We start from the raw sequence: 21,843 nt of genomic DNA, 5'->3' as shown, positions 1-21,843 counted from the left end.
CGCAGTTTTCGCCGGACCGGGATGCTGCCTTGACGAGCTCGGCGTCCCTTGATCCATGCGGCGTTCCGCACCACATTGCTGTCGAAAATCAGAGCCGTACTCCCGGCGCGAAAGGAACAAGCCATGGCCGATACGACAATCGCCAAAGTTCACAAGACCGACGCGGAATGGAAGGAACAGCTGACGCCCGAGCAATACCGGATCACCCGGCAGCATGGCACCGAGCGTGCCTTCACAGGACCCTATTGGGATTCGTTCGAAACCGGGCTCTATCGCTGCGTTGGCTGCAACTCGCCGCTGTTCCGCTCGGATACGAAGTTTGATGCCGGTTGCGGATGGCCGAGCTACTTCGAAGCAGTCTCGCCCGACGCGGTGACCGAACACCGCGATACGACCTACGGCATGGTCCGCACGGAAATTCGCTGCGGCACCTGCGATGCGCATCTCGGCCATGTCTTTCCCGACGGCCCGCCGCCGACCGGCCTGCGCTACTGCATCAACGGCCACGCGATGGTATTCGAGCCGGAGCAATAACGCTTCAGCCCGAAAGCCGGTCAGAAGCGTTCGACGACCGCGCGGACGCTTTCATCCAATGACAAGCGGGACGTGTCCAGTATCGCGCACTTCTTCGCCACTGCCTCGCGGCGGAGGAAGGATGCCCAGATCATCATTTCGGCGTTGGCAAGCTCGGGCTGCCGGCGCTCGATCGCCAGGCGATGCGTTCGTGTTTCGTCATCGCAATCGGCCAGCAGCGGCAGATAGGCAATGCCTGTTGCCGCTGCCGCTTCTTCCAGAAATGCAAGGCGCATCTGGCCTTCGAGCAGCTGATTGCGGCCTGAGTGCTGCGCCTGCGCGAGGCTCTCAAACCACTTGAAGGTCATGGCCCGCTGCCAACCAGCCGGCGAGCCGTAGTCCGCCGCCATCCTTGAGAGGGGGGGAACGCCGATGTCATCGAAATGGTAGACGTCGATCTTACCTGCGAACCGAGCGGCAACCGCCTTGGCAATCGCCGTCTTGCCTGATCCAGAAGCGCCGGTGAGGATGATGAGGCTCACTTCGTGACCCTAAGCTCCATGCAGGTCAGATCCAGCCAACGGCCGAACTTGGTACCGACTTCCAGGAAGGTTCCGGTAATACGGAAACCAAGCTTTTCGTGCAGGTTGATGGAGGCCGTGTTCGCGGCCTCGATGCCGGCGATCATCACATGGATGTTGGCGTCGGCGGCGCGCTCGATCAACGCCCGCATCAGCAATTCACCGATGCCCGCGCCGCGGCAATCCTTGTCGACGTAGACCGAGTGTTCGACCGTATGGCGGTAGCCATCGAAGGCCCGCCAGTCGCCATAGGAGGCATATCCCGCGACCTTGCCATCCTTCTCCGCAACGATGACCGGGAAGCCCTTCGTCTTCCTCGCCTTGAACCATTCGATACGGTTGTCGAGATCGACCAGCGTGTCGTTCCAGATCGCAGTCGTGTGCTCGACAGCGTCATTGTAGATATCGCGGATCGCCGGCAGATCGGCTTCGGTGGCATCGCGCACGAGAACGGCGTCGGTCATTTCAGGTCCAGTTTCAGTTCGGTTCCGGCAAGCGGCATACGCCCGGCATTCAGCGTTGTAAACCAGCTAGATCGAGCGCAGAGCGACGGTCCGCGCCAAGGTGGCGGCATCACGCCGCATTGGACATAGCAATTGGCGGCCGCGTCTGAACGCAACGATCAGAGCCCAGCGTTTGCCATGCTGAAGCAAGTGAGTACTGCCGAATAGTGCACGGCCGCCGCGGCCACCACGAAGCCGTGCCAGATGGCGTTCTGGAAGCGCAGCTTCTCCCACACGTGAAAGATGACGCCGAGAGAATAGATGACACCGCCGACGAGGATCAGGAGCATCGAAACATAGGGGATACGTTCCGCCACCGGCCCGGCAACCAGGATGCCGCTCCAACCCATCCCGAGATAGAGAAGGATGGCAAGCTTGTCATAGCGGCCGGGAAACGCACATTTCAGGAGGATGCCGAGCGCTGCGATCGCCCATATGCCGATCAGCATGCCTAACAGCAGCGGGTTGTCGGCACCGCGCTCGAGGAAGGGCGTATAGGTCGCGGCGATCAGGATGAAGATCGAGGAGTGATCGAGACGGCGAAGGAACCACTTCGTCCGCGAAACCGGCCAGGCGTTATAGGAGAAGGAGATGCCGATCGTCAGCACCAGGCCAATGCTGTAGATCCAAGCGGCGGCGAGTTCGCCATAGGAGCTCCAGAGCGTGGCGTAAAAGATCAGGACGGTCGCACCGATGAGCGCAAACGCCAAGCCCACGCCATGGACGACGCCGTCGGCGATCAGTTCATATTTGTCGTAAGCCCAGCGAATACCGTTGAACTCTGCCATGCTGGGAACCCCTCACCTTTCCACCCGATCGTCGCACCGAAACGGTGTGCAGGCAACACAACAGAGATGGCGAACCATTAAATCTTCGTGAGCTTTGGACACCGATTCTTGCGCTTGGAGATATACGGGCGCAAAGAAAAAGGGTAACCGTGAAAGCGGCCACCCCTGATAGCACGACAGACAAATCAGCCCATGCAATCCTCGCAAAGCGGCGCATAGGGAACAGCGCCAAGGCGCTCCTTGGAGATCGGCAGGCCGCAGCGAACGCAGGTGCCATAGGTGCCCTTTGCGATCCGGTCGAGGGCAGCACCGATGGCCCGCAGCTCTTCCTGACCGGCCTGACCAAGCCCCTCGAGCACTTCGTCGTTTTCGCTCTCGGTCGCGCGATCGTCGCTGTCCTGCTCCTTGGTGCGCCCGAGATCGACGTCGATGCGGTTCAACCGCGATTCAAGCTCGCGCTGGCGATCGCGCAGGATCTTCTCATAGGTCTGCATGTCGGTCATGGATGTTCCTCCATCGGTTCTTTGCCGTTTTTCTTCTTAGCGCTGCCTATCGACCAGCACCGAGCATTTGGCATGCCTGACGACACGGTCGGCGGTGGCGCCGATGAAGTAGTTGCTGAAGTCGGGGGTATGTGAAGCGACGATGATGAGATCCGCACCATGCGCTTCCGCGGCGGCGAGGATGCTGTGGGCCGGGCGGCCGTGACCGATCTCGATCATTGCCGGTATGCCGCTGGTTCGGATCAGCATGCCGAGCTTTTGCTCGGCATCATCGATGGCGTTCTGGATCAATTCGGCAGGCAGATCGATCGCGACATAGGTGGGCACGTCCTCGACAACGTTGAGCAGGACGATCTCGCCTCCCGTATCAAGGAGCGTGGATGCCTTGCGGAACGCCCTCTCGCCGCGGTCCAACGCGCCAATTTCGATTGGAACGATGATTTTCTTATACATTCAAGCCCTCCAGCGGTGCCGTTTCGAACTGCCCACATCCTCTCAGGAGATAAATAAGGCGCTTTGATCAAGATCAAGATCGGCACCGATTGTCGTCAATGATTGTCGAACGCTGAATCGCCAAAAACTGGGCTTATGTGAACAATCGAAATCCGCCATATAGGGATCAAGTACAGCAACCAAGGATCTCTGAGGCACATGAACCGGCGCAAATTCCTTGGTATCGCTACGGGCGGCGCTTTCGCCGCCACCGCCGGTACGCCTCTCTCATCCAAGGCAGGAGAAAGACGCATGACCACTGAAACTTCCTACGCTCTGACGCGACCTGCCTATGTCGACCAGTCGCATCTCGTCGTCACCGACCTGCCGCTGGTTTCCAGTTTCTATCAATCCATGCTTGGCCTTGAGGTCATCGAGAATAGCGCCAGCGGCGAAGTTCTCGGTGTGGACGGCACGCCGCTTCTGACGCTGACGACGGGCAAGGATGTCCGTATCGCGCCGCGCAATGCCGCCGGTCTTTTCCATACGGCCTTTTTGATGCCCAGCCGCACCGAGCTTGCCCGTTGGCTGCGCCACGCCGCACACAACAACGTCGTGCTGGACGGCGCATCCGATCACCTCGTCAGCGAGGCCATCTATCTCTCCGATCCGGAAGGCAACGGTATCGAGATCTATGCCGACCGTCCGCATGAGCAATGGAAATTCCATCAAGACGGCCAAGTGGAAATGGCGACGCTTCGGCTCGATCTCCAGTCGCTCTACAACAGCGCGCCGGACGACGCCTGGAACGGCATGGCCGACGGCACAGCCATCGGCCACATCCACCTGCAGGTCGGCAATATCCCGGAGGCCGACACCTTCTACCGCGATGTGCTCGGTCTGAAGCTGATGGCGCAGCGTCCCGGCGCCAGCTTCTTCGCGACCGGCGGCTACCATCATCATGTCGCCGCCAACGTCTGGAACAGCCGGGGCGCCGGAACCCGCGCGGACGGCATGACCGGCCTCTCGGACTATACGCTTCGCTTCAACGACAAGGCTTCGCTCGACAAAGCCGTGGCCAAGCTCGACGAACTCGAGATCAAGAACGAAAAGCGCAATGGTGGCTTCTTCCTGCACGACCCCTGGGGCATCGGCCTGACACTCGCTGCCTGACCCCTCAGGAACCTCAAGGGGTTTCCACGCGTTTCCGTCGCGAAGCATCTGGGCTTCCGGGGGACCTTGTAACGATGGGATTTGCCAACGGCATCCGCAAGCAGACCAGCAAGATCACGATGGGCGAGCGCCGCCCTGTGAGCGCCTGGGCCGAAAAACTGAGCCAAGACGCGGAGGAGATGCCGCAGGCGCCGACACGCCGCGTCGAAAAGGACGGGCTGGACATTACGATGGCCTGGGCGGTTATCGGTATCTTTGCTGTACTGGCTCTTTCGGCCATCTACATGATGTCGCTCATTCTGGTCCCGGTGACGCTTGCTGTCGTCGTCGGCATGATTCTTGGGCTGCTGGCGGAAAAACTCAGCAGACTCGGCGTGCCACGCATCACCAACGCCGTCATCCTGTCGACCGGCGTCGCGCTGGTGATCATTCTCGTCGCCAATTCGCTTGCCGGACCGCTGGCGACCCTCGCCAATGAGGGTCCGGCTTTTGTGGAGAAGACTTTCAACCGACTGATGCCCTATCTCGAGCGGATCAGGTGGCTGCACATTACGCCCCAGACCTTCCAGGGTGGGCCGATGTCGAGCGAAAAGCTCCTGGAAAACACCGGCAACGTGCTGCATCTCATCGGTGCCAACCTTACCCCCGCCCTTGTCCAGGCGTTGATTTTCTTCGCCGCGCTGCTGCTCTTCCTTGCCGGACGTGTCAACCTGCGCAAATCGATCATCATGGTCTTCCGGACTCGCTCACAGCGGCTTGCCGCCATCCGGGTGATCAACGGCGTCGAACAGGTCCTCGGCTTCTACTTTGCCACGGCTTCGCTGATCTATGCGTGCCTCGGCGTCATCATGATGGTGATTGCCTATCTCGGCGGTCTTTCAGCGCCGGTGCTCTGGGGCTTCTTTGCCTTTCTTTCGAGCTTCATCCCCTATCTCGGCATTGCCTCCATGACGCTGGCCGTCGCCATCGCAGGCATCCTCACCCATGATGGCCTCGTGGTGGGGCTCGCGCCAGCCGCGGCCTTCTTCATCGTCCATCTCGTCATGGAAAATCTGGCCTTCCCCGCCGTGATGGGAAAGCGCTTGGAAATCAATCCATTCGTGGTGTTTCTGGCAATTCTGTTCTGGACTTGGATGTGGGGCGCGGTTGGTGCTATGCTGGCTTTGCCGCTATCACTGATTGTCATGACCATCATCGATGAACTTTTCGTCGAAGAGAGACTGCAACCGCAATTGCCGAAATAATTGAGGTAAGACGCGTCAGATGGCAGAAATCGATCTTGCAGAGTCCAGCCAGAACCGGCTGAAGAGCGGCACCCCCCCGTGGAGCCGTGCCGGCACGAAACCCGCCTACCAGCCACTTCAGGATAATCTCAAGGTCGACGCGATGATCATCGGCGGCGGGATTACCGGCGCGCTGATGGGCCAATACCTTTCCGAACGCGGCCTTTCGGTGGTCGTCATCGACCGCGAGACACCCGGCCTCGGCAGCACTACGGCGAGCACAGCCATGCTGCAATGGGAAACCGACCGGACGCTCGGCGAACTCGAGCACTTCTATGGCTTTGAGCGCGCCGTCGGCATCTACAGGCGAAGCGCCGCCTCGGTCGCAGGCCTCTCCAAGCTGATCGTCGCCAACCGCATCGCCTGCAATCTGCTGCCACGGCAATCGCTGTTCCTGACCAGCAACCAGGAGGGCGCGGGTGATCTTCTGAGAGAGGTCGAGCGTCGTCGCCGGGCCGGTCTGCCGAGCCGGTATCTGGAGCATTGCGATCTCTTTACCGAGTTCGAATTGGACCGCGACGCGGGCATCCTCTCCCGCGGCTCTGCGGAGGCAGATCCGCTGCTCCTGACCTGGGGGCTGCTGGAGATTGCCGTGAAGCAGGGTGCATATCTCATTGGCGCTTCGGTAACCAAGCTTCACAGCGAAGGCGGACATGTAACGGCGGAGACCGACGGCTCGTTCGTCATCGAGGCGAAAACCGCGGTGCTTGCCACCGGCTATGTCATGCCAGGGATCGAGATGCCGAAACTGCATCGGACGACATCGAGCTGGGCACTGGCAACGATCCCACAGGATCCTGCAGTGCTCTGGCGCGATCAGGTGCTGATCTGGGAAGACAGCCACCCCTATCTCTACATGCGCACGACGCCGGACGGGCGGATTATCGCCGGCGGCGAGGATGACGACACTATTGATCCTGCTGCCCGCGACGCCAAGCTTGCCGAGAAGATCATGGCAATCCGGGAGAAGACGAAGCGGCTCTGGTCGAGGGCCGACACCCGCGTCGCGACAGCATGGTGCGGCACCTTCGGCGAAACGTCGGACGGACTGCCGCTGATTGGCCCGGTTCCCTCGATGCCGCAGGTCTATGCCGCCTACGGCTACGGCGGCAACGGCATCACCTTCTCTTATCTTGCGACACAGGTTATCGGCGCAATGATCGGTGGGGGATACCGCGACTGGTTTGACGATTTCGCCCTCGATCGCGATGCGCCGGCGTTCGTTGAGCGTCCGAGCATCGGCGAGGACCGCCGGGAGGTCGCCCTTAGCTAACTCACTGCGTCGTCTGGTCGTCGCCCATGTCGTCGACATCCTGCAGGCGGACGAATTCGACGCCCTTGGCCTTCAGGTCGAGGATCGCTTTGGCGACGCCCTCGCCGGCCGCATGGGTCGGCTGATTGATGTGGGAGATCACCACGTCGCCGTCCTTGGCGGCTGCAATCCGCTTTTCTGTGACACCAGCGCCGAGCAGCGAGCCGCCGTCGCCATTCACCGAATAACCGGCGATGCGGTATCCCATTTCACGGATCTGCAAGATCGAGGAGCGGTCATATTTGGCCGTCGAGCCGCGGAACCAATGCGGCGGGGCAATGCCGGCCGCAACCATAGCATCGGCGCCACCCTGCACTTCCTGGCGCACGGCCTCCGGCGAGCCGGCTGCCGCAATGCCGTAAATCGAGGCCGGCTTGTCGACGGCTGGAATGTGGTTCTGCCCGTGATTCTCGATTTCGAACAGATCGGGATTCTGAAGGAGGACCTGCAATGCCTGCGGATTGTGCTTCAGCCAGCGCGCGGTGACGAAAATGGTCGCGGGGATCCGCTCGTGGACCAGCACCGAGAGGATGCGGTCGTCGGCTTGGCCCATGCAGGCGTCAAACGTCAGCGCCACGCGTGCGTGACCCTTGATGCCCGACGCGCCAATGCGCAGCCGCGGCTCCACCAGCTTCGGCCCGACCGCCTTAGGCGCCTGCACGACATTCGGCGGTGCAGCGACGATGGTCTCGTCCTGCACGGGAAGGGCGGCAGCAGCGGCGGCCGAGACGGAGGCGATCACCAGCGCCGAAACAAGGAAAAGACGATTCATGCCAAAGCGAAGCCGTTCATGGTTCAAGCACTGCATAATGCACGCAGCGCGCCGGCGCCATGTGGTCTGATGCCGCTTGCGATTCGCGCCAGCATCAACGAAAGAGCTGATGCCTGAGGACTAAGGCTTCACAAAGGCAAAGCAGGAGAAGGCCTCTCCGCCACGCAATCAGTCATAGAGATAATACTTTTCCCACTTCTCGCGAGGGACCTTCTCGCCGATCGTGTACTGCAGATCGCGGACGTTCATGTGCTGCGGACCGGTGATGCAGGTATAGGAGAGGTGATACCAATCGCCCTTGCTGCGGAAGACCGCGCCAGGCGCCTCCAGCTTATCGTCGCTGGGGACCGGATCCTTGAACGTATAGGCAATCACCTTATCGGGTTTGTAACCGGTCTCGTCCTTGTTGATTCGGCTCATGGCCTCTGTGTCGCAACTCTGTTCGAGACGGGTCGCGGGATCGAGCTTTTCGAGTTGCTTCTTGATTGCGGGATCGACTGCGAAGGCTGGAAAAGCAAGGCTAAATGCGGACAGAAGCAACACGAGACGTTTTGGCATTACGGTGGGATTCCTTTGCATTCTCATTCCGGAATCGCCTGTGGAGAACCGAGGTTTCCGCAGTCGTACAAGGGGCAAATTCCGGGCGACGTAGCGGACTTTCTTAAACAATGTGGTGACATCAAGGCAACGTGAGCATTCCTTCGGTTTTGCCACTGACCTGTGTTCGGCGCTTGATCGAAGGCATCCGCGCCTCTATCTCTTGCCCACCTGACACCACGTATCCGGAGCCTTCCTTGACCGTCTTCACGAACCTGCCGAAACCGCCCGTCGCCGCCAAGAAGCCGATCTCCGATACGCGCCACGGCATCACGCGCACCGACGACTACGCCTGGCTGCGCGCCGACAACTGGCAGGCGATGTTCAAGGATCCGTCGATCCTCGAACCCGCGATCCGCCAGCACCTGGAAGCCGAAAACGTCTACATGAACGCGGCGATGGAAGACACCAAGGCGCTGCAGAGGACGCTGTTTGCCGAAATGCGCGGCCGCATCAAGGAAGACGACAGCTCCGTGCCGATGAAGGACGGCGATTACGCATACGGCACCTTCTTCGTCACCGGCGGCGAACAGCCGCGCTACTTCCGCATTCCGCGCAACGGCGACGTCAAGGACGAGGCGATCCGCAGCGTCCTGCTCGATGGCGACAAGGAGGCCGCCGGCAAGGCCTATTTCAGGCTCGCCGGTCTCGACCACTCGACCGACCACAGCCGCGGCATCTGGGGCTATGACGACAAGGGCTCCGAGTTCTATACGCTCCGCGTCCGCGATCTTGCGACCGGCGAGGACATGGCCGACGTGATCGAGAACACCGGCGGTGGCGGTATCTGGGCGCCCGACGGCAAGAGCTTCTTCTATTCGGCGCTCGACGAGAACCACCGCCCCTCGAAGGTGCTCCACCACATTCTCGGCACCCCTCAATCCAAAGACCGGCTGGTCTACGAGGAAAAGGATGCGGGCTTCTTCATGGGCGTCGGCGGTTCGCTGCTCGACGACTTCATCTACATCGACATCCACGATCACGAGACGTCGGAATACCGCCTGCTTTCCACCAAGGACCTGACGGTCGAGCCGAAGCTGGTCGCCGAGCGCGAGGAAGGCATCGAATACTCGATGACGGAAGGCGGCGACGTCTTCTACATCCTGACGAACGACGGCGACGCCAAGGATTTCAAGATCATGGAAGCGCCGGTTGAAAACCCGGGCAAGGCGAACTGGCGCGAGGTCGTGCCGCACAAGCCGGGGACGCTGATCATCAGCCACATGGCCTTTGCCCGCCACCTGCTCTGGCTGGAGCGCAAGGACGGCCTGCCACAGATCATCATCCGCGACCGGCGCACCGGCGAGGAACACGCCATCGCCTTTGCCGAGGAGGCCTATTCGCTCGGGCTGCAGGGAGCCGCGGAATACGACACCGAGGTCATCCGCTTCTCCTATTCCTCGATGACGACGCCGTCGCAGCTCTACGACTACAACATGGTGACGCGCGAGCGCACGCTCCTGAAGACCCAGGAAGTGCCCTCCGGCCACAATCCGGACGACTATGTCACCCGCCGCGTCTTCGCCCCGGCCTGGGATGGCGAGCAGGTGCCGGTTACCCTGCTCTATCGCAAGGACACACAGCTCGACGGTTCGGCGCCCTGCCTGCTCTACGGCTACGGCGCCTACGGCATCACCATTCCGGCCGGCTTCAACACCAACTGCCTGTCGCTCGCTGATCGCGGCTTCGTCTATGCCATCGCTCATATCCGCGGCGGCAAGGACAAGGGCTTTGCCTGGTACGAAGACGGCAAGATGGAAAAGAAGACCAACACCTTCAAGGACTTCATTGCCGCCGCTGACTATCTGAATCAGGAGAAGTTCACCTCCTATTCCAACATCATCGCCGAGGGTGGCTCGGCCGGCGGCATGCTGATGGGCGCCGTTGCCAACATGGCGCCGGAAAAATTCGCCGGCCTGATCGCCGCCGTTCCCTTCGTCGACGTGCTCAACACCATGCTCGACGATACGCTGCCGCTGACCCCGCCGGAATGGCCGGAGTGGGGCAACCCGATCGAGAGCAGGGAAGAGTACGAGCAGATCGCCGCCTACTCGCCCTACGACAATGTCGGCGCCAAGGCCTATCCGCCGATTCTGGCGCTCGGCGGCCTCACCGATCCGCGCGTCACCTATTGGGAGCCCGCAAAATGGGTGGCGCGGCTGCGCGAAAAGACGATCGGTTCGGCGCCGATCCTCTTGAAGACCAACATGGATGCCGGCCATGGCGGCGCATCGGGACGCTTCCAGCGGCTGGAAGAGATCGCCTTCGAATACGCCTTCGCGATCAAGGTCGCGGGCAAGATGTAACGGCTGGGAGAAGCCCGTGACGGTCTATGTGGCGCTCCTGAGAGCCATCAATGTCGGCGGCACGGGCAAGCTGCCGATGACCGAGCTGAAGGCGGTCTGCGAAGGGCTCGGCTTCAGCGATGTGAAGACCTACATCCAGAGCGGTAACGTGCTGTTTCGCGCCGATGCGGCGGAAGCCGAGGTCGAGCAGAGGCTGGACGACGCGCTTGGAAAGCTGCTCGGCAAGAAGCCCGGCGTGATGCTGCGCAGCCGCAAGGAGCTGGAAGCGATCGCGGCCAATGCGCCATTCCCCGACGCCAAGCCCAACTATCTGCTGGTGAGCTTCCTGCCTGGAGCACCGCCAGCCGATGCACTGGACAAGATGGTCGCCCCCGATGGCGAAGAGGCGGTCGTCGCCGGGCGCGAAATCTATGTCCACTTCCCCATCGGCTCCGGCAAATCGAAGCTGAAGCTGCCGGCCTTGAAGCCGGGAACGGCGCGCAATCTCAACACCGTGCGCAAGCTCGCCGAGATGGCGGCTCAGATGGAGGATGGAGGTTAGGCTCCGTTCCTGGCGTCAGTGCTCGACGGCGTGTGCGGCCTTGCCAACCTCGTGACCGCTGATGTCGGCGCCAGCGCTCCGCGAGAACCGCAGGTTCCAGAAAGTCGCCGTGATCGAGATCGCGGTGACGAAGAGGAAGGCCGCGGAGAAATCGTGGAGCTGCGGCGTCTCGCTACCGTTGATCGTCATCGATGTGTGCAGTGCCAGCGCGCCGACGCAGATGCCGAGTGACAGCATCAGCTGCTGGAACGTCGTATAGAAGCTGGTGGCCGAGCTCATCCTGTCGCGGTCGATCTCATCGTAAGCCACGGTATTGTAGGCCGTGAACTGGAACGACATGAAGAAGCCGCACATGACGAGGATCGCGAAGATCAGCGCCAGTGGCCAATCCGGACGGAAGGCGGCGCAGAGCGCATAGCCGCAGGTGGCGATCACGCCGTTCGCAACAAGGCTGTTGCGAAAGCCGAAACGGCGCAGCACGCGCGGCGCAAAGGCTTTCATCGCCATCGAGCCGAGCGCTGCGGCAGTGACGAGCTGGCCGGCCTTTGCTGCCGAGAGGCCGAAACCGAGCTGAAAGTAGAGCGGCAGCAGGAAGGGTTGCGCGCCTTGCGTGATGCGGGTCAGCGAACCCGCGATGACTGACGTACCGAAGCTCGGCACCTTCATCAGCGAGAAATCCATGATCGGCGACGGATGGCGGCGAGCGTGCTTGAGATAGGCGGCGCCGAAGAGCAGTCCGACGGCGATCAGGAACAGTGAGAAAGCGCCCTCGCCCGGACGGCTCGAGCTCTCGAAGCCGAACAGCAGGGAGCCGAGCGCAATACCGGAGAGGATAAAGCCGACTGTGTCGAACCGGCGCTTCGCCTCTCCCTTGAAGTCCTCGATGAAGATCGAGACCAGCGTGAAGCCGATAATGCCGATCGGCACGTTGATGTAGAAAATCCAGCGCCAGTCGAGATAGGTGACGATCAGACCGCCGACCGGTGGCCCGAGGATGGGGCCAACCAGGGCCGGTACGAGCAGCCACGACATGGCGTTGACCATGTCCTTGCGGCTGACGCTGCGCAAGAGGACCAGTCGACCGACCGGCAGCATCATCGCCCCGCCAAGACCCTGCAGCAGCCGCGCCAGGACGAGACAGAGGAGATTGGGCGAAAGTGCGCAGAAGATCGAGCCAGCCACGAAGACAGCGATCGCCGAGCGAAAAACGGTGCGCGAGCCGAAGCGATCGGCAATCAAACCGCTGGCCGGAATGAAGATCGCGAGACTGAGAAGATAGGAGGTCAGCGCGATGCTCATCGACGGGGCGCTGACGCCGAAGTCGCGCGCCATGGTCGGCAGCGCCGTTGCCAGAACGGTGGCGTCGAGTTGTTCCATAAACATGGCGCTCGCCACGATCATCGCTATCACGCGGAAATTCGGCTTGGCGCGCGCGATGGTCGCCGCCTGGTAGATCTGATCCGACATCGTCAGGGATCACTCGCAATGGCTTGGCCGACGCGGAAGCGATGGCCGCGGTATGGTATGGCGTGATGCCAAAAGGGGATTAGAAATCTTTGTATACGCCCGCAAATGTGGCGTCGTTATGCTTTTATGGAAAGGCAGCCGTGCCGTCCGGGAATGGCTGGGAATCGTGTCTGCTCAGTTGTCGCGTAGCAGTGCTTCGTAATCCTGTCCGCCGGCGAAAATGCTGGTAATTTTGACCACATGACCTTCGACGACGTAAAGTATCACGATGCTTCTCTCAACAACCGCCATACGCAGGTTTGTGCCGAGGTCCGGTCTCGCCACGCCGCCAAACGGCGCATCGCCGATACGCTCACAACGGTCGTACAGGCGCTTTATGTAGCGCTCCGCCGTAACGTGATTTTGGCTGGCTTCGAGAACATAAGTGAAGATTGAGACGATCGCATCGAGTGCCGCTGGCCGGTATTCAACCTGATAGTGCTCCATTGCTCATCGGTGCTTTGCAAAGAGGGCATCGATAGCCGTTCTCATCTCCTGGCTGCTCAAACTCGGCCTTGGGTCGTCCAATGACGCCCGCACCTGAGCGCGGATCGCCGCCATGCGCTGCTTGTGCTCCTCTTCGCGTCGCATCCAGACGCGCATGGCTTCACGCAGCACTTCGCTGGTCGAGGCAAAGGTACCGGCCTCGACTTCAGCCTTGATCACATTGACCATTTCGGTCGGCAGAGTGATGCTCAACTTTTCCATCGGACGTGCTCCATGCGGAAGTAGGATAAAATCCTACCACCGCTTATCGCTTGCGACAATCGGCGCTGAACCCTACTTATGAAGCATGACCCAGGCCCTGCAGAACACCGCGCGCACCGGCGCCCCCTTCGCCTTCGACAACAGCTATGCACGGTTGCCGCAGCAGTTCTTTACGCGCCAGGCTCCCGCGCAGGCCGCCGAGCCGTGGCTGATCAAGCTGAACGAACCGCTTGCCGAAGAACTCGGCCTTGATACCGAGGCACTGAGGCGAGACGGCGCGGCGATCTTTTCGGGCAACCTCGTGCCCGAAGGCGCGGACCCGCTGGCGATGGCCTATGCCGGGCATCAGTTCGGCTCCTTCGTGCCCCTGCTAGGCGACGGGCGGGCGATCCTGCTTGGCGAGGTCATCGATCGCAACGGTCAGCGTCGCGATATCCAGCTGAAGGGCGCGGGCCAGACGGCCTATTCCCGCCGCGGCGATGGACGTGCCGCACTCGGGCCGGTGCTTCGGGAGTATATCGTCAGCGAGGCGATGTATTCGCTCGGCGTCCCGGCGACCCGGGCGCTTGCCGCGGCTTCGACAGGGCAGCCCGTCTATCGCGAAGACATCCTGCCGGGCGCGGTCTTCACCCGCGTCGCCGCGAGCCACATCCGCGTCGGCACGTTCCAGTTCTTTACCGCGCGCGGTGATACGGACAGCGTGCGGGCGCTGGCAGACTATGTGATCGACCGGCACTACCCGGAACTCAAGGACAGGGACAATCCCTACCTTGCGCTCTATGAGGCCGTTTGCGAGCGGCAGGCGGCATTGATCGCCAAGTGGCTTCACATCGGCTTCATCCACGGCGTCATGAACACCGACAACATGACCATTTCGGGCGAGACGATCGATTTCGGCCCCTGCGCCTTCATGGACGCCTATGATCCGCGCACCGTATTTTCCTCGATCGACCAGGGCGGGCGCTATTCCTATGCCAACCAGCCGGGCATCGGCCAATGGAATTTGGCGCGACTCGGTGAAACCCTGCTGCCGCTTTTTGATGCGGATGCGGAGAAGTCCGTCGAACTCGCCAATACCGTGATCCAGCAATACGGCGAGTGCTTCCAGATCCACTGGCTGCGCGGCATGCGCGAGAAGATTGGTTTGGCGACCGTCGAAGATGGCGATCTGGACCTCATCCAGTCGCTGCTCGCAGTGATGCAGGCGAGCCAGGCCGATTTTACCCTCGCCTTCCGCCGCCTTTGCGACTGTGCCGGCCCTGGAGATGGCGAGGCACTCTTCCTCTCGACCTTCCGTGAGCCGGACGGTGTGCGCGAATGGCTTGCCCGTTGGCGCGATCGCCTCACGCGCGACGAAGGTCGGACCGCAGCCGACCGCAGGATGGCGATGCGCGCGGTCAATCCCGCTTTCATTCCACGCAACCATCGCATCGAGCAGGCGATCAACGCCGCCGTCGAGGATGCGGACTTCTCGCTCTTCGAGGCCCTGCTTTCGGTGCTCGCCAAGCCCTACGACGATCAACCCGGCTTTGCGGCATACATGGAGCCGCCGAAGCCGGAAGAACGCGTGCTGCAGACCTTCTGCGGCACGTGATCGGGCGAGAACCCTCTCCCTCTGACACCTATGGTCGCAGTTGACGCTCCTTGCGACCGCTCTATCTCGCTGATTTGCAGACTTTTTTCGCGCTCTGATCGCACCCGTCTAACATCAGCGTGAGTCTTCCCAGATGGCAATCGTCATTACATCAGTGCTTTTCATGCTTTTCGGTCTTGCCCTCGTCGGTGGTGGGCTCTGGCTCATCATACTCGGCGGCAGCTTCTTTTATCTCTTCGCCGGCGCCATGTTCCTGCTGACCGCCATCCTGCTCTTGATGCGCAGGGCAGCCGCGTTGTGGGTCTATGCAGCGCTCATCGCCGTCGCTTTGGTCTGGGCGATCTGGGAAGTCGGCTTCGACTGGTGGCAACTCGGGCCGCGCGGCGGACTGATCATTCTTTTCGGCCTATGGTTGTTGACGCCCTGGATCCGCCGGCCGCTTGGCTTCGTCAGCCCGACCGGTATTTCCTATGAGGCAACCCCCTGGCCGCTGGCGATACCAGTTGTGATCGCGATCGCGATCGCCGGCTATTCGATGACCACCGATCCGCACCGGATCACGGGCAGTCTGCCGACGGCGGCCGTTGCGAGCCCCGCGACCTTCGGCGGTGTCGTGCCCGATGGCGAGTGGCATCAATACGGCCGCACACCCTTCGGCCAGCGCTATTCGCCGCTCGACCAGATCAATGTCAGCAACGTCAAGGATCTCAAGGAAGTCTGGCGCTACCAGACCGGTGATGTGAAGCGACCCGAGGACGTCGGCGAGACGACCTATCAGGTCACACCGCTGAAAGTCGGCGACACGCTGTACCTCTGCACGCCGCACAATTGGGCAATCGCGCTCGACGCCAAGACCGGCAAGGAGAAATGGAAGTACGATTCCAACTCCGGCATGAACCCGAACCGCCAACACCAGACCTGCCGCGGCGTCACCTACTATCGCGACGCGGCAAATGGCCAGATCTGCACGAACTTTGCCGAAGATGGCGTGCTGCATCTCGAAAAAGGCATGCAGTACAATCCGGCCGGCTACTACTATTCGACCTCGCCGCCGGTCGCGGTCGCAGGCAAGCTGATCCTCGGCGGCGCCGTCAACGACAACTATTCCACGAAGGAGCAGTCCGGCGTCATCCGCGCATACGACATCAATACCGGTGCGCTCATCTGGAACTGGGATTCAGGCAATCCCGATGTCACCGCGCCACTGGCCGAAGGCCAGACCTACACGACCAACTCTCCGAACAGCTGGTCCGTCTTCAGTGTCGATGACGGTCTCGGCATGGTCTACATCCCGCTTGGCAATCAGGTACCCGACCAGCTCGGCATGAACCGCAGCGCCCATGTCGAGAAATACTCCTCCTCGATCGTCGCGCTCGACATCGCCACCGGGCAAGTGAAATGGGTACAGCAGTTCGTGCACCACGACCTTTGGGATATGGACGTCCCCGCCCAACCTGTGCTGTTCGACATGACGAAACCCGACGGAACATCCGTGCCGGCTCTTGTCGCCCCGACCAAGCAGGGCGACATCTACGTACTCGACCGGCGCACAGGCGAGGCGATCATCCCGTTCAAGGAGATACCCGCCCCAGGCGGCGCGATCCCTGAAGATCATACGTCGCCAACCCAGCCGATCTCCGACCTCACCTTCTCGCCGCCGCCGCTGCAGGAGAAGGACATGTGGGGCGTGACGCTGCTCGACCAGCTCGCCTGCCGCATCCAGTTCCACCGCTACAAGTACGAAGGCCGCTATACGCCGCCGTCGCTCGTGGGTTCGATCATCTATCCCGGCAATTTCGGCACCTTCAACTGGGGCAGCGTTGCTGTCGACCCGGAACGGCAGATCATGTTCGGCATGCCGACCTATCTCGCCTTCACCTCGCGGCTGGTTCCCGCCGCCGATATCCCGCCAAAGGGGCAGGATGAGAAGGGCAGCGAACAGGGCCTCAACCGCAACGATGGCGCGCCCTACGGCGTGTTCATGGGGCCGTTCCTCGGACCACTGAAAATCCCCTGCCAGGCGCCACCATGGGGCTACGTCACAGGTGCGGATCTGCGTACCGGAAAGATTGCCTACAAGCGCAGGAACGGAACCGTCTACGATATGACGCCACTGCCGTTGCCCCTCAACGTAGGCGTACCGGGCATCGGCGGCCCGATCCTGACAAGGGGCGGCGTTGCCTTCCTCGGGGCCGCCGTCGACAACTTCCTGCGCGCCTATGATGTCACCAATGGCGACCAGCTCTGGCAAGCCCGTCTGCCGGCCGGCGGCCAGGCGACGCCTATGACCTATACGACGAGCGATAACAAGCAGTTCGTCGTCATGGTCGCCGGCGGACATGGCTCGATCGGAACCAAACCCGGCGACTATGTGATCAGCTACGCCCTGCCCTGAAGTCTCCCAAACGTGCCGGATGGTCGCCGCCGAAGACGGCCATCCGTGCCCGCAGCCACCAGCTCCGGGCAGGTCTGCTGCACCATTCTCCCCCTCATTGTTTCAGGAGAATTTTCATGAAGATCGGCCGCAGCATTTCCAGCACCTATGGACTGAGCAGCCTCTTTAGTCAGTCCGGCCAGCGCAACAAGCAACAGACCAGCGATACCGAGGTCAGCGTTCGCCAAAGCGGGGCGGCACTACAGCCAAGCAGCACGCCAACGTCGATCTCCAGCACGATGTGGGCGCTGCAGAGCAGCGGCACGGCGACCATGGATGGCACCGAAGATCCCTCAAAAGCGCGTCATGACGCTGTCATCTCTGAGTTCACGGACCTCGCCGACCAGCCCCCCGCGGAGCGGATGCGCAGCCAGATCCTCGAGCGGCTCGGGCTGACAGAGGACGATCTGAAGGCGATGCCGCCGGAGGAGCGCGAGGCTATCGAAAAGCAGATCGCGGACGAACTGAAGCGGCAGCTGACCGGTGATGACGGCAAGGACAAGCCGAGCGCCGATACGCTCGTCAGCGCCTGAGACCTCTATAAACTAAATTAGATCGATGCGACGGAGATTCACGTTTCCGTCGCATCCCTTTGACGGGAAAGCCCTATCCGACCATGTCGGCCACGATCTTGCCGACCTCGGCAAAGACTGGGTTGATCTCGGGCACCGGCGCCTTCGCCTGCGTCACGTAAGCCGCGACCAGGATCGCGCCGTGACCAGGCGGCCAGACGACAGCAATATCGGCAGCGCTGCCATTGTTGGCGGTGCCGGTCTTGTCGCCGATCTTCCAGGTATCCGGCAGGCCTGCGCGCAGGCGAGCGCCGCCTGTCGTGTTCGCCACCATCCACTCTATCAGCTTGTCGCGCGACGGTTCCGACAGGGCCGAGCCCAGCGTCAGGTTGCCGAGCGTGTCGACCATCGCATCGGGAGTGGTCGTATCCTGCGGATCGCCGTCCTTGGCTTCGTTGAGCGCCGTCTCCCAGCGGTCGAGCCGCGTCGAACGATCGCCCAGCGTGCGCAGCCATTTGGTCAGTTCAGCCGGTCCGCCGAAGCTTTCCAGCAGCAGGTTCCCGGCCGTATTGTCGCTAAGGGTGATCGCCGCCTGACAGAGTTCACTGAGGCTCATGCCCTCGCCGCCGACGTGCTTTTCCGTTTCCGGCGAGTAGGTGACGAGCTTGTCCTTTTCGTAGACGACGCGCCGCTCGAGAGTCTCCTGCCCCTTGTCGACACGCGCCAGCACCAACCCGGCGGCAAGGACCTTGAATGTGCTGCAGAGGGGAAAGCGCTCAGTCTCGCGATAGCCGAAAGAAATGTTGGTGTCAGTGTCGATGGCCGACACACCGATGCGACCGCCGACCGCTTTTTCGAGCGCATCCATCCGCCGATTGATTTCATCATCGCTGTCCTCCGACCACGCAACGCGCGGCAGAAGCCAGGCGGGGGAAAGCAGTGCCGAACCGAGAAAGGTTCGGCGGCGGATCGAAAAGCCACGCATGAAAATTCCTCTCTGAATCAATAGACACAGAGCTAGAGAGCGATTGTGGCCCGGATGCGTCGTGTCAAGCGGCTGCCGACTGCGTGACCTCGACGGTGACGTGCGAGAGGCCGGTAACGGGTTCGAGCTTCGCCTTGTAGAAAGCCGGGCTTTCCGGCTGCGGCGTCACCAGAGCGACAATCGCGGCGTGATGGCCGGGTCCGACCTGCCAGACGTGAAGATCGGTGATCCGCTCGCCACCCGTTTCCAGCGCCGAACGAATCTCGTCCTGCAGATCGGTTTCCTGCGGCACGACATCGAGCAGCACGCGGCCAGACGACTTCATGAGACCCCAGGACCATTGCGCAATGATGAGGCCACCGACGATGCCCATCAGCGGATCGAGCCAGAGCCAGCCATAGATACTGCCAAAGAGCAGTGCCGCGATGGCCAGCACAGAGGTCAGCGCATCCGCGATGACATGGACGTAGGCGGCGCGCATGTTGTTGTCGGAGGCATGTGCTGAATGAGCGTGATCGCCATGATGGGCATGATCGCCGTGGTCGTGGTGATGATGGTGCTCGTGATGATGGGAATGGCTGTGGCCATGATGGGCATGGTCATCTTTCAGGAGCCAGGCGCTCGCCAGGTTGACCAGCAGACCGACGATAGCGACGCCGATCGCCTGCGCGAAGCTGATCGGCACTGGATGGGTGATGCGCAGGAAGCTCTCCCAGGCCATCAGCAAGGCGATCAACATCAGGATGATGGCGCTGGCAAAGCCCGCGAGGTCGCCAAGCTTGCCGGTGCCGAAAGTGAAGCGAGGATTATGCGCCTGCCGACGGGCATAGAGGTAGGCAACCGCCGAGATCAGCAGCGCACTCGCATGGGTCGACATGTGCCAACCATCGGCGACCAGCGCCATGGAGCCATAGTAAGTTCCGGCGCCGATTTCGACCACCATCATGACGGCGGTCAGCGCAATGACGAACCAAACACGGCGGGCGTTGCGGTCATGATCGGCGCCCAGGAAAACGTGGCTATGTTCAAATGTTTCGGTCTGTGCGCTCATCGTACGCTCCTCATGTCGGTTGTCTTAGCGAATATAGGTTCGCAGCACTTCGGTTATTTCCTCGACGGCTTCCGCCCGGGCTCTCTCATCGGCGGCATGCAGGACATGCTCGTGCAGATGGTCGTCCAGCACCTCGCCCGTCAGGCCGTTCAGGGCGCCGCGGATCGAGGCAAGCAGCTGTAAAATCTCTCCGCAGGGCCGCTCTGCATCCAGGGCGCGCTCGACGGCCTCCAACTGGCCTTTCAGGCGGCTTACGCGGGCCATCAGCTTTTTCTTCTGGTGTGTGGTGTGGGACATGACGTATCCTTTTAGTATAGGGGGGTACCCTATATCAATTACCTGATGATGAAAAGTCCCCTCGGTAGACCGCGGCCGCGTCGACAGACGCCACGTGCTTCCGGGCGCCCACGCGCAAACCCCATTGACAAACGGCACGTTCTGGATGATCTATCGACACATGATCAAGAACGCGCACATCACCAGCTCGTATTTTTGGCTGTACCTGTAAGGGGCGGCCGGACAGATCATATTGTCAACAAGCCGCCGTCAGGCGGCTTTGTTGTATCGGCAGCGTCCTGACGGCAGAACACCACACAAGGACGCGAAGACCATGGTTGAAATCGAAGACAGCGAAATCTCATTGATCCGCCCGCCGGTGATCAATATCCGCGCCGCCAAGCCGCGCGATCTCCCTGAACTCAGCGAAATGATCGGCCTGCTCGCCAAGCATCACGGCGATCCATCCGCCTCGAGCCCGGAGCAGCTCGAGCGTGATCTGTTCGGCCCGGTGCCGTGGATCAGCGCGCTGGTTGCCGAGAGCGATGAGGGCCTGATCGGCTACGCCATTCTCGTGCCGCTCTACAGGGCACAGGACGGCGCGCGCGGCATGGATCTGCATCATCTCTTCGTGCGTGACGGACATCGCGGCCACGGCGTCGGCCAGCATCTCGTCAACCGCGCCCGCGACACGGCTCGCAGCGCCGGCTGCGGCTACCTCTCGGTCAGCGCCGCCACCGGCAACGTGCAGGCCCATCGCTTCTACGAGAATATGGACTTCGTGCCTCGCCCGGTCACCGGCATGCGCTATATGCAAGCTTTGGCATGAGCGGCATTGGCCGCCCCGGACAGCCTGCAAGGAGAAACGAATGACCCGACTTGCAATTGTCCTCACCGATGGATTCGCCGACTGGGAGGTCGCCCAACTGACGGCCTCCGCACGCTCCTATTTCGGCTTCGACGTGGTGATCGCAACGCCCGAGGGAGAGGAAGTGCGCTCGATGGGCGGCATGCGCGTCGCTGCCGATGCCGTCGCGGAAAATCTGCACGCCAATGCCTTCGACGGCCTTGTGCTCTGCGGCGGGACGATCTGGGAAACCGAAAAGGCACCGGATCTGAAACCTGTCATCGACGACTTTATCACCCATGGCAAACTCGTCGCCGGAATCTGCGGCGCGACACTGGCGCTTGCGCGTGCGGGCGCGCTTGACGCCACCGACCATACCAGCAATGCCGCCGATTTCATTGCCAGCGCGCCGGGCTATGCCGGCCACGCGCGCTACAAGGATAGCCCGCAGGCGGTGCGTGTCGGAAAGCTGGTAACGGCGCCAGGATCGGCGCCGATGACCTTTGCCGCGGAAATCTACCGCGCGCTCGGGCACGGGGGCGACGAACTCGACCAGTACGTTTTGATGTTCGGCGCCGAGCATCAGCCGAAAGCGGCCTGAGCCGCGCTGCCTGGAGTGTTGGCAG

At 61.5% G+C, this 21,843-nt stretch carries 24 protein-coding genes; 11 read left to right on the top strand and 13 right to left on the bottom strand.

The window, feature by feature from the left end; genetic code table 11:
• Nucleotides 1-123 precede the first annotated feature (123 nt).
• Entirely contained in the window at nt 124-534 is a 411-nt protein-coding gene (gene msrB / locus NBG89_RS03795; protein ID WP_088692330.1) for a peptide-methionine (R)-S-oxide reductase MsrB, read from the top strand.
• A 20-nt stretch (nt 535-554) separates the two neighbouring features.
• Here the strand turns inward: msrB and NBG89_RS03790 are convergent, their stop codons facing one another.
• The 5 genes from NBG89_RS03790 to NBG89_RS03770 all read right to left on the bottom strand — a co-directional run bounded on the left by NBG89_RS03790 (nt 555) and on the right by NBG89_RS03770 (nt 3,341).
• Nucleotides 555-1,055 (bottom strand): hypothetical protein, encoded by a 501-nt coding sequence (locus tag NBG89_RS03790; RefSeq protein WP_431321785.1) that lies wholly within the window; start codon nt 1,053-1,055, stop codon nt 555-557.
• Nucleotides 1,052-1,558 carry an N-acetyltransferase family protein gene (locus NBG89_RS03785; protein WP_431321784.1) on the bottom strand — a complete coding sequence of 169 codons (507 nt, stop codon included), beginning with the start codon at nt 1,556-1,558 and terminating at the stop codon, nt 1,052-1,054. The genes NBG89_RS03790 and NBG89_RS03785 overlap by 4 nt, the downstream gene beginning before the upstream one ends.
• 158 nt (nt 1,559-1,716) lie before the next feature.
• Nucleotides 1,717-2,385, bottom strand: a complete 669-nt coding sequence (trhA, locus tag NBG89_RS03780; protein WP_431321783.1) for a PAQR family membrane homeostasis protein TrhA — start codon at nt 2,383-2,385, stop codon at nt 1,717-1,719.
• A gap of 185 nt (nt 2,386-2,570) precedes the next feature.
• On the bottom strand, nt 2,571-2,888 hold the full coding sequence (locus NBG89_RS03775) for a TraR/DksA family transcriptional regulator (RefSeq protein WP_088692326.1): 318 nt from the start codon (nt 2,886-2,888) through the stop codon (nt 2,571-2,573).
• A gap of 36 nt (nt 2,889-2,924) precedes the next feature.
• On the bottom strand, nt 2,925-3,341 hold the full coding sequence (locus tag NBG89_RS03770; RefSeq protein WP_088692325.1) for a universal stress protein: 417 nt from the start codon (nt 3,339-3,341) through the stop codon (nt 2,925-2,927).
• A gap of 291 nt (nt 3,342-3,632) precedes the next feature.
• On the opposite strand from NBG89_RS03770, the gene NBG89_RS03765 reads away from it, so the two are divergent.
• From NBG89_RS03765 to NBG89_RS03755, 3 genes are all read left to right on the top strand, one after another.
• Nucleotides 3,633-4,493, top strand: a complete 861-nt coding sequence (locus tag NBG89_RS03765; protein WP_431321782.1) for a VOC family protein — start codon at nt 3,633-3,635, stop codon at nt 4,491-4,493.
• Between the two features lie 74 nt (nt 4,494-4,567).
• Nucleotides 4,568-5,737 carry an AI-2E family transporter gene (locus NBG89_RS03760; protein WP_431321781.1) on the top strand — a complete coding sequence of 390 codons (1,170 nt, stop codon included), beginning with the start codon at nt 4,568-4,570 and terminating at the stop codon, nt 5,735-5,737.
• A gap of 19 nt (nt 5,738-5,756) precedes the next feature.
• Nucleotides 5,757-7,049: an NAD(P)/FAD-dependent oxidoreductase gene (locus NBG89_RS03755; protein ID WP_431321780.1), complete on the top strand. Its 1,293-nt coding sequence runs from the start codon at nt 5,757-5,759 to the stop codon at nt 7,047-7,049.
• A gap of 1 nt (nt 7,050) precedes the next feature.
• Here NBG89_RS03755 and NBG89_RS03750 read toward each other — a convergent pair whose 3' ends face one another.
• Nucleotides 7,051-7,860, bottom strand: coding sequence for a polysaccharide deacetylase family protein (locus NBG89_RS03750; RefSeq protein WP_431321779.1), 810 nt, complete (start codon nt 7,858-7,860; stop codon nt 7,051-7,053).
• Nucleotides 7,861-8,028: 168 nt separating this feature from the next.
• Nucleotides 8,029-8,418: a DUF930 domain-containing protein gene (locus NBG89_RS03745; protein WP_088692321.1), complete on the bottom strand. Its 390-nt coding sequence runs from the start codon at nt 8,416-8,418 to the stop codon at nt 8,029-8,031.
• A gap of 236 nt (nt 8,419-8,654) precedes the next feature.
• On the opposite strand from NBG89_RS03745, the gene NBG89_RS03740 reads away from it, so the two are divergent.
• Together NBG89_RS03740 and NBG89_RS03735 are read left to right on the top strand one after the other, a co-directional pair.
• Complete coding sequence (locus NBG89_RS03740) at nt 8,655-10,763, top strand: S9 family peptidase (RefSeq protein WP_431321778.1); 2,109 nt, start codon at nt 8,655-8,657, stop codon at nt 10,761-10,763.
• A gap of 16 nt (nt 10,764-10,779) precedes the next feature.
• Entirely contained in the window at nt 10,780-11,304 is a 525-nt protein-coding gene (locus NBG89_RS03735) for a DUF1697 domain-containing protein (protein WP_431321777.1), read from the top strand.
• Nucleotides 11,305-11,319: 15 nt separating this feature from the next.
• Here the strand turns inward: NBG89_RS03735 and NBG89_RS03730 are convergent, their stop codons facing one another.
• From NBG89_RS03730 to NBG89_RS03720, 3 genes are all read right to left on the bottom strand, one after another.
• Complete coding sequence (locus NBG89_RS03730) at nt 11,320-12,771, bottom strand: DHA2 family efflux MFS transporter permease subunit (protein WP_431321776.1); 1,452 nt, start codon at nt 12,769-12,771, stop codon at nt 11,320-11,322.
• Nucleotides 12,772-12,945: 174 nt separating this feature from the next.
• Nucleotides 12,946-13,257 carry a type II toxin-antitoxin system RelE/ParE family toxin gene (locus tag NBG89_RS03725; protein ID WP_431321775.1) on the bottom strand — a complete coding sequence of 104 codons (312 nt, stop codon included), beginning with the start codon at nt 13,255-13,257 and terminating at the stop codon, nt 12,946-12,948.
• Between the two features lie 3 nt (nt 13,258-13,260).
• Nucleotides 13,261-13,518 carry a ribbon-helix-helix domain-containing protein gene (locus NBG89_RS03720; protein ID WP_431321774.1) on the bottom strand — a complete coding sequence of 86 codons (258 nt, stop codon included), beginning with the start codon at nt 13,516-13,518 and terminating at the stop codon, nt 13,261-13,263.
• Between the two features lie 85 nt (nt 13,519-13,603).
• Between NBG89_RS03720 and NBG89_RS03715 the strand changes: the two genes are divergently transcribed.
• The 3 genes from NBG89_RS03715 (at nt 13,604) to NBG89_RS03705 (ending at nt 18,079) form a co-directional block, all read left to right on the top strand.
• On the top strand, nt 13,604-15,112 hold the full coding sequence (locus NBG89_RS03715; protein ID WP_431321773.1) for a protein adenylyltransferase SelO: 1,509 nt from the start codon (nt 13,604-13,606) through the stop codon (nt 15,110-15,112).
• 133 nt (nt 15,113-15,245) lie between these two features.
• On the top strand, nt 15,246-17,507 hold the full coding sequence (locus NBG89_RS03710) for a glucose/quinate/shikimate family membrane-bound PQQ-dependent dehydrogenase (RefSeq protein ID WP_431321772.1): 2,262 nt from the start codon (nt 15,246-15,248) through the stop codon (nt 17,505-17,507).
• Nucleotides 17,508-17,623: 116 nt separating this feature from the next.
• Nucleotides 17,624-18,079, top strand: a complete 456-nt coding sequence (locus tag NBG89_RS03705) for a hypothetical protein (RefSeq protein ID WP_431321771.1) — start codon at nt 17,624-17,626, stop codon at nt 18,077-18,079.
• A gap of 73 nt (nt 18,080-18,152) precedes the next feature.
• Here the strand turns inward: NBG89_RS03705 and bla are convergent, their stop codons facing one another.
• From bla to dmeR, 3 genes are all read right to left on the bottom strand, one after another.
• The gene (bla, locus tag NBG89_RS03700; protein WP_431321770.1) at nt 18,153-19,043 is read right to left on the bottom strand and encodes a class A beta-lactamase; all 891 of its coding nucleotides are present in this window, start codon (nt 19,041-19,043) and stop codon (nt 18,153-18,155) included.
• Between the two features lie 64 nt (nt 19,044-19,107).
• On the bottom strand, nt 19,108-20,094 hold the full coding sequence (gene dmeF / locus NBG89_RS03695) for a CDF family Co(II)/Ni(II) efflux transporter DmeF (protein WP_431321769.1): 987 nt from the start codon (nt 20,092-20,094) through the stop codon (nt 19,108-19,110).
• A 24-nt stretch (nt 20,095-20,118) separates the two neighbouring features.
• Nucleotides 20,119-20,391 (bottom strand): Ni(II)/Co(II)-sensing transcriptional repressor DmeR, encoded by a 273-nt coding sequence (dmeR, locus tag NBG89_RS03690; RefSeq protein ID WP_431321768.1) that lies wholly within the window; start codon nt 20,389-20,391, stop codon nt 20,119-20,121.
• 313 nt (nt 20,392-20,704) lie between these two features.
• Between dmeR and NBG89_RS03685 the strand changes: the two genes are divergently transcribed.
• The gene (locus tag NBG89_RS03685) at nt 20,705-21,199 is read left to right on the top strand and encodes a GNAT family N-acetyltransferase (protein ID WP_088703771.1); all 495 of its coding nucleotides are present in this window, start codon (nt 20,705-20,707) and stop codon (nt 21,197-21,199) included.
• Nucleotides 21,200-21,239: 40 nt separating this feature from the next.
• Nucleotides 21,240-21,818: a type 1 glutamine amidotransferase family protein gene (locus NBG89_RS03680; RefSeq protein ID WP_088692311.1), complete on the top strand. Its 579-nt coding sequence runs from the start codon at nt 21,240-21,242 to the stop codon at nt 21,816-21,818.
• The last annotated feature ends 25 nt before the right edge of the window (nt 21,819-21,843 follow it).

It is taken from the genome of Rhizobium sp. YTU87027, assembly GCF_050644135.1.
Classification (GTDB): domain Bacteria; phylum Pseudomonadota; class Alphaproteobacteria; order Rhizobiales; family Rhizobiaceae; genus Rhizobium.
This window is presented reverse-complemented; position numbering and strand designations above follow the sequence as displayed.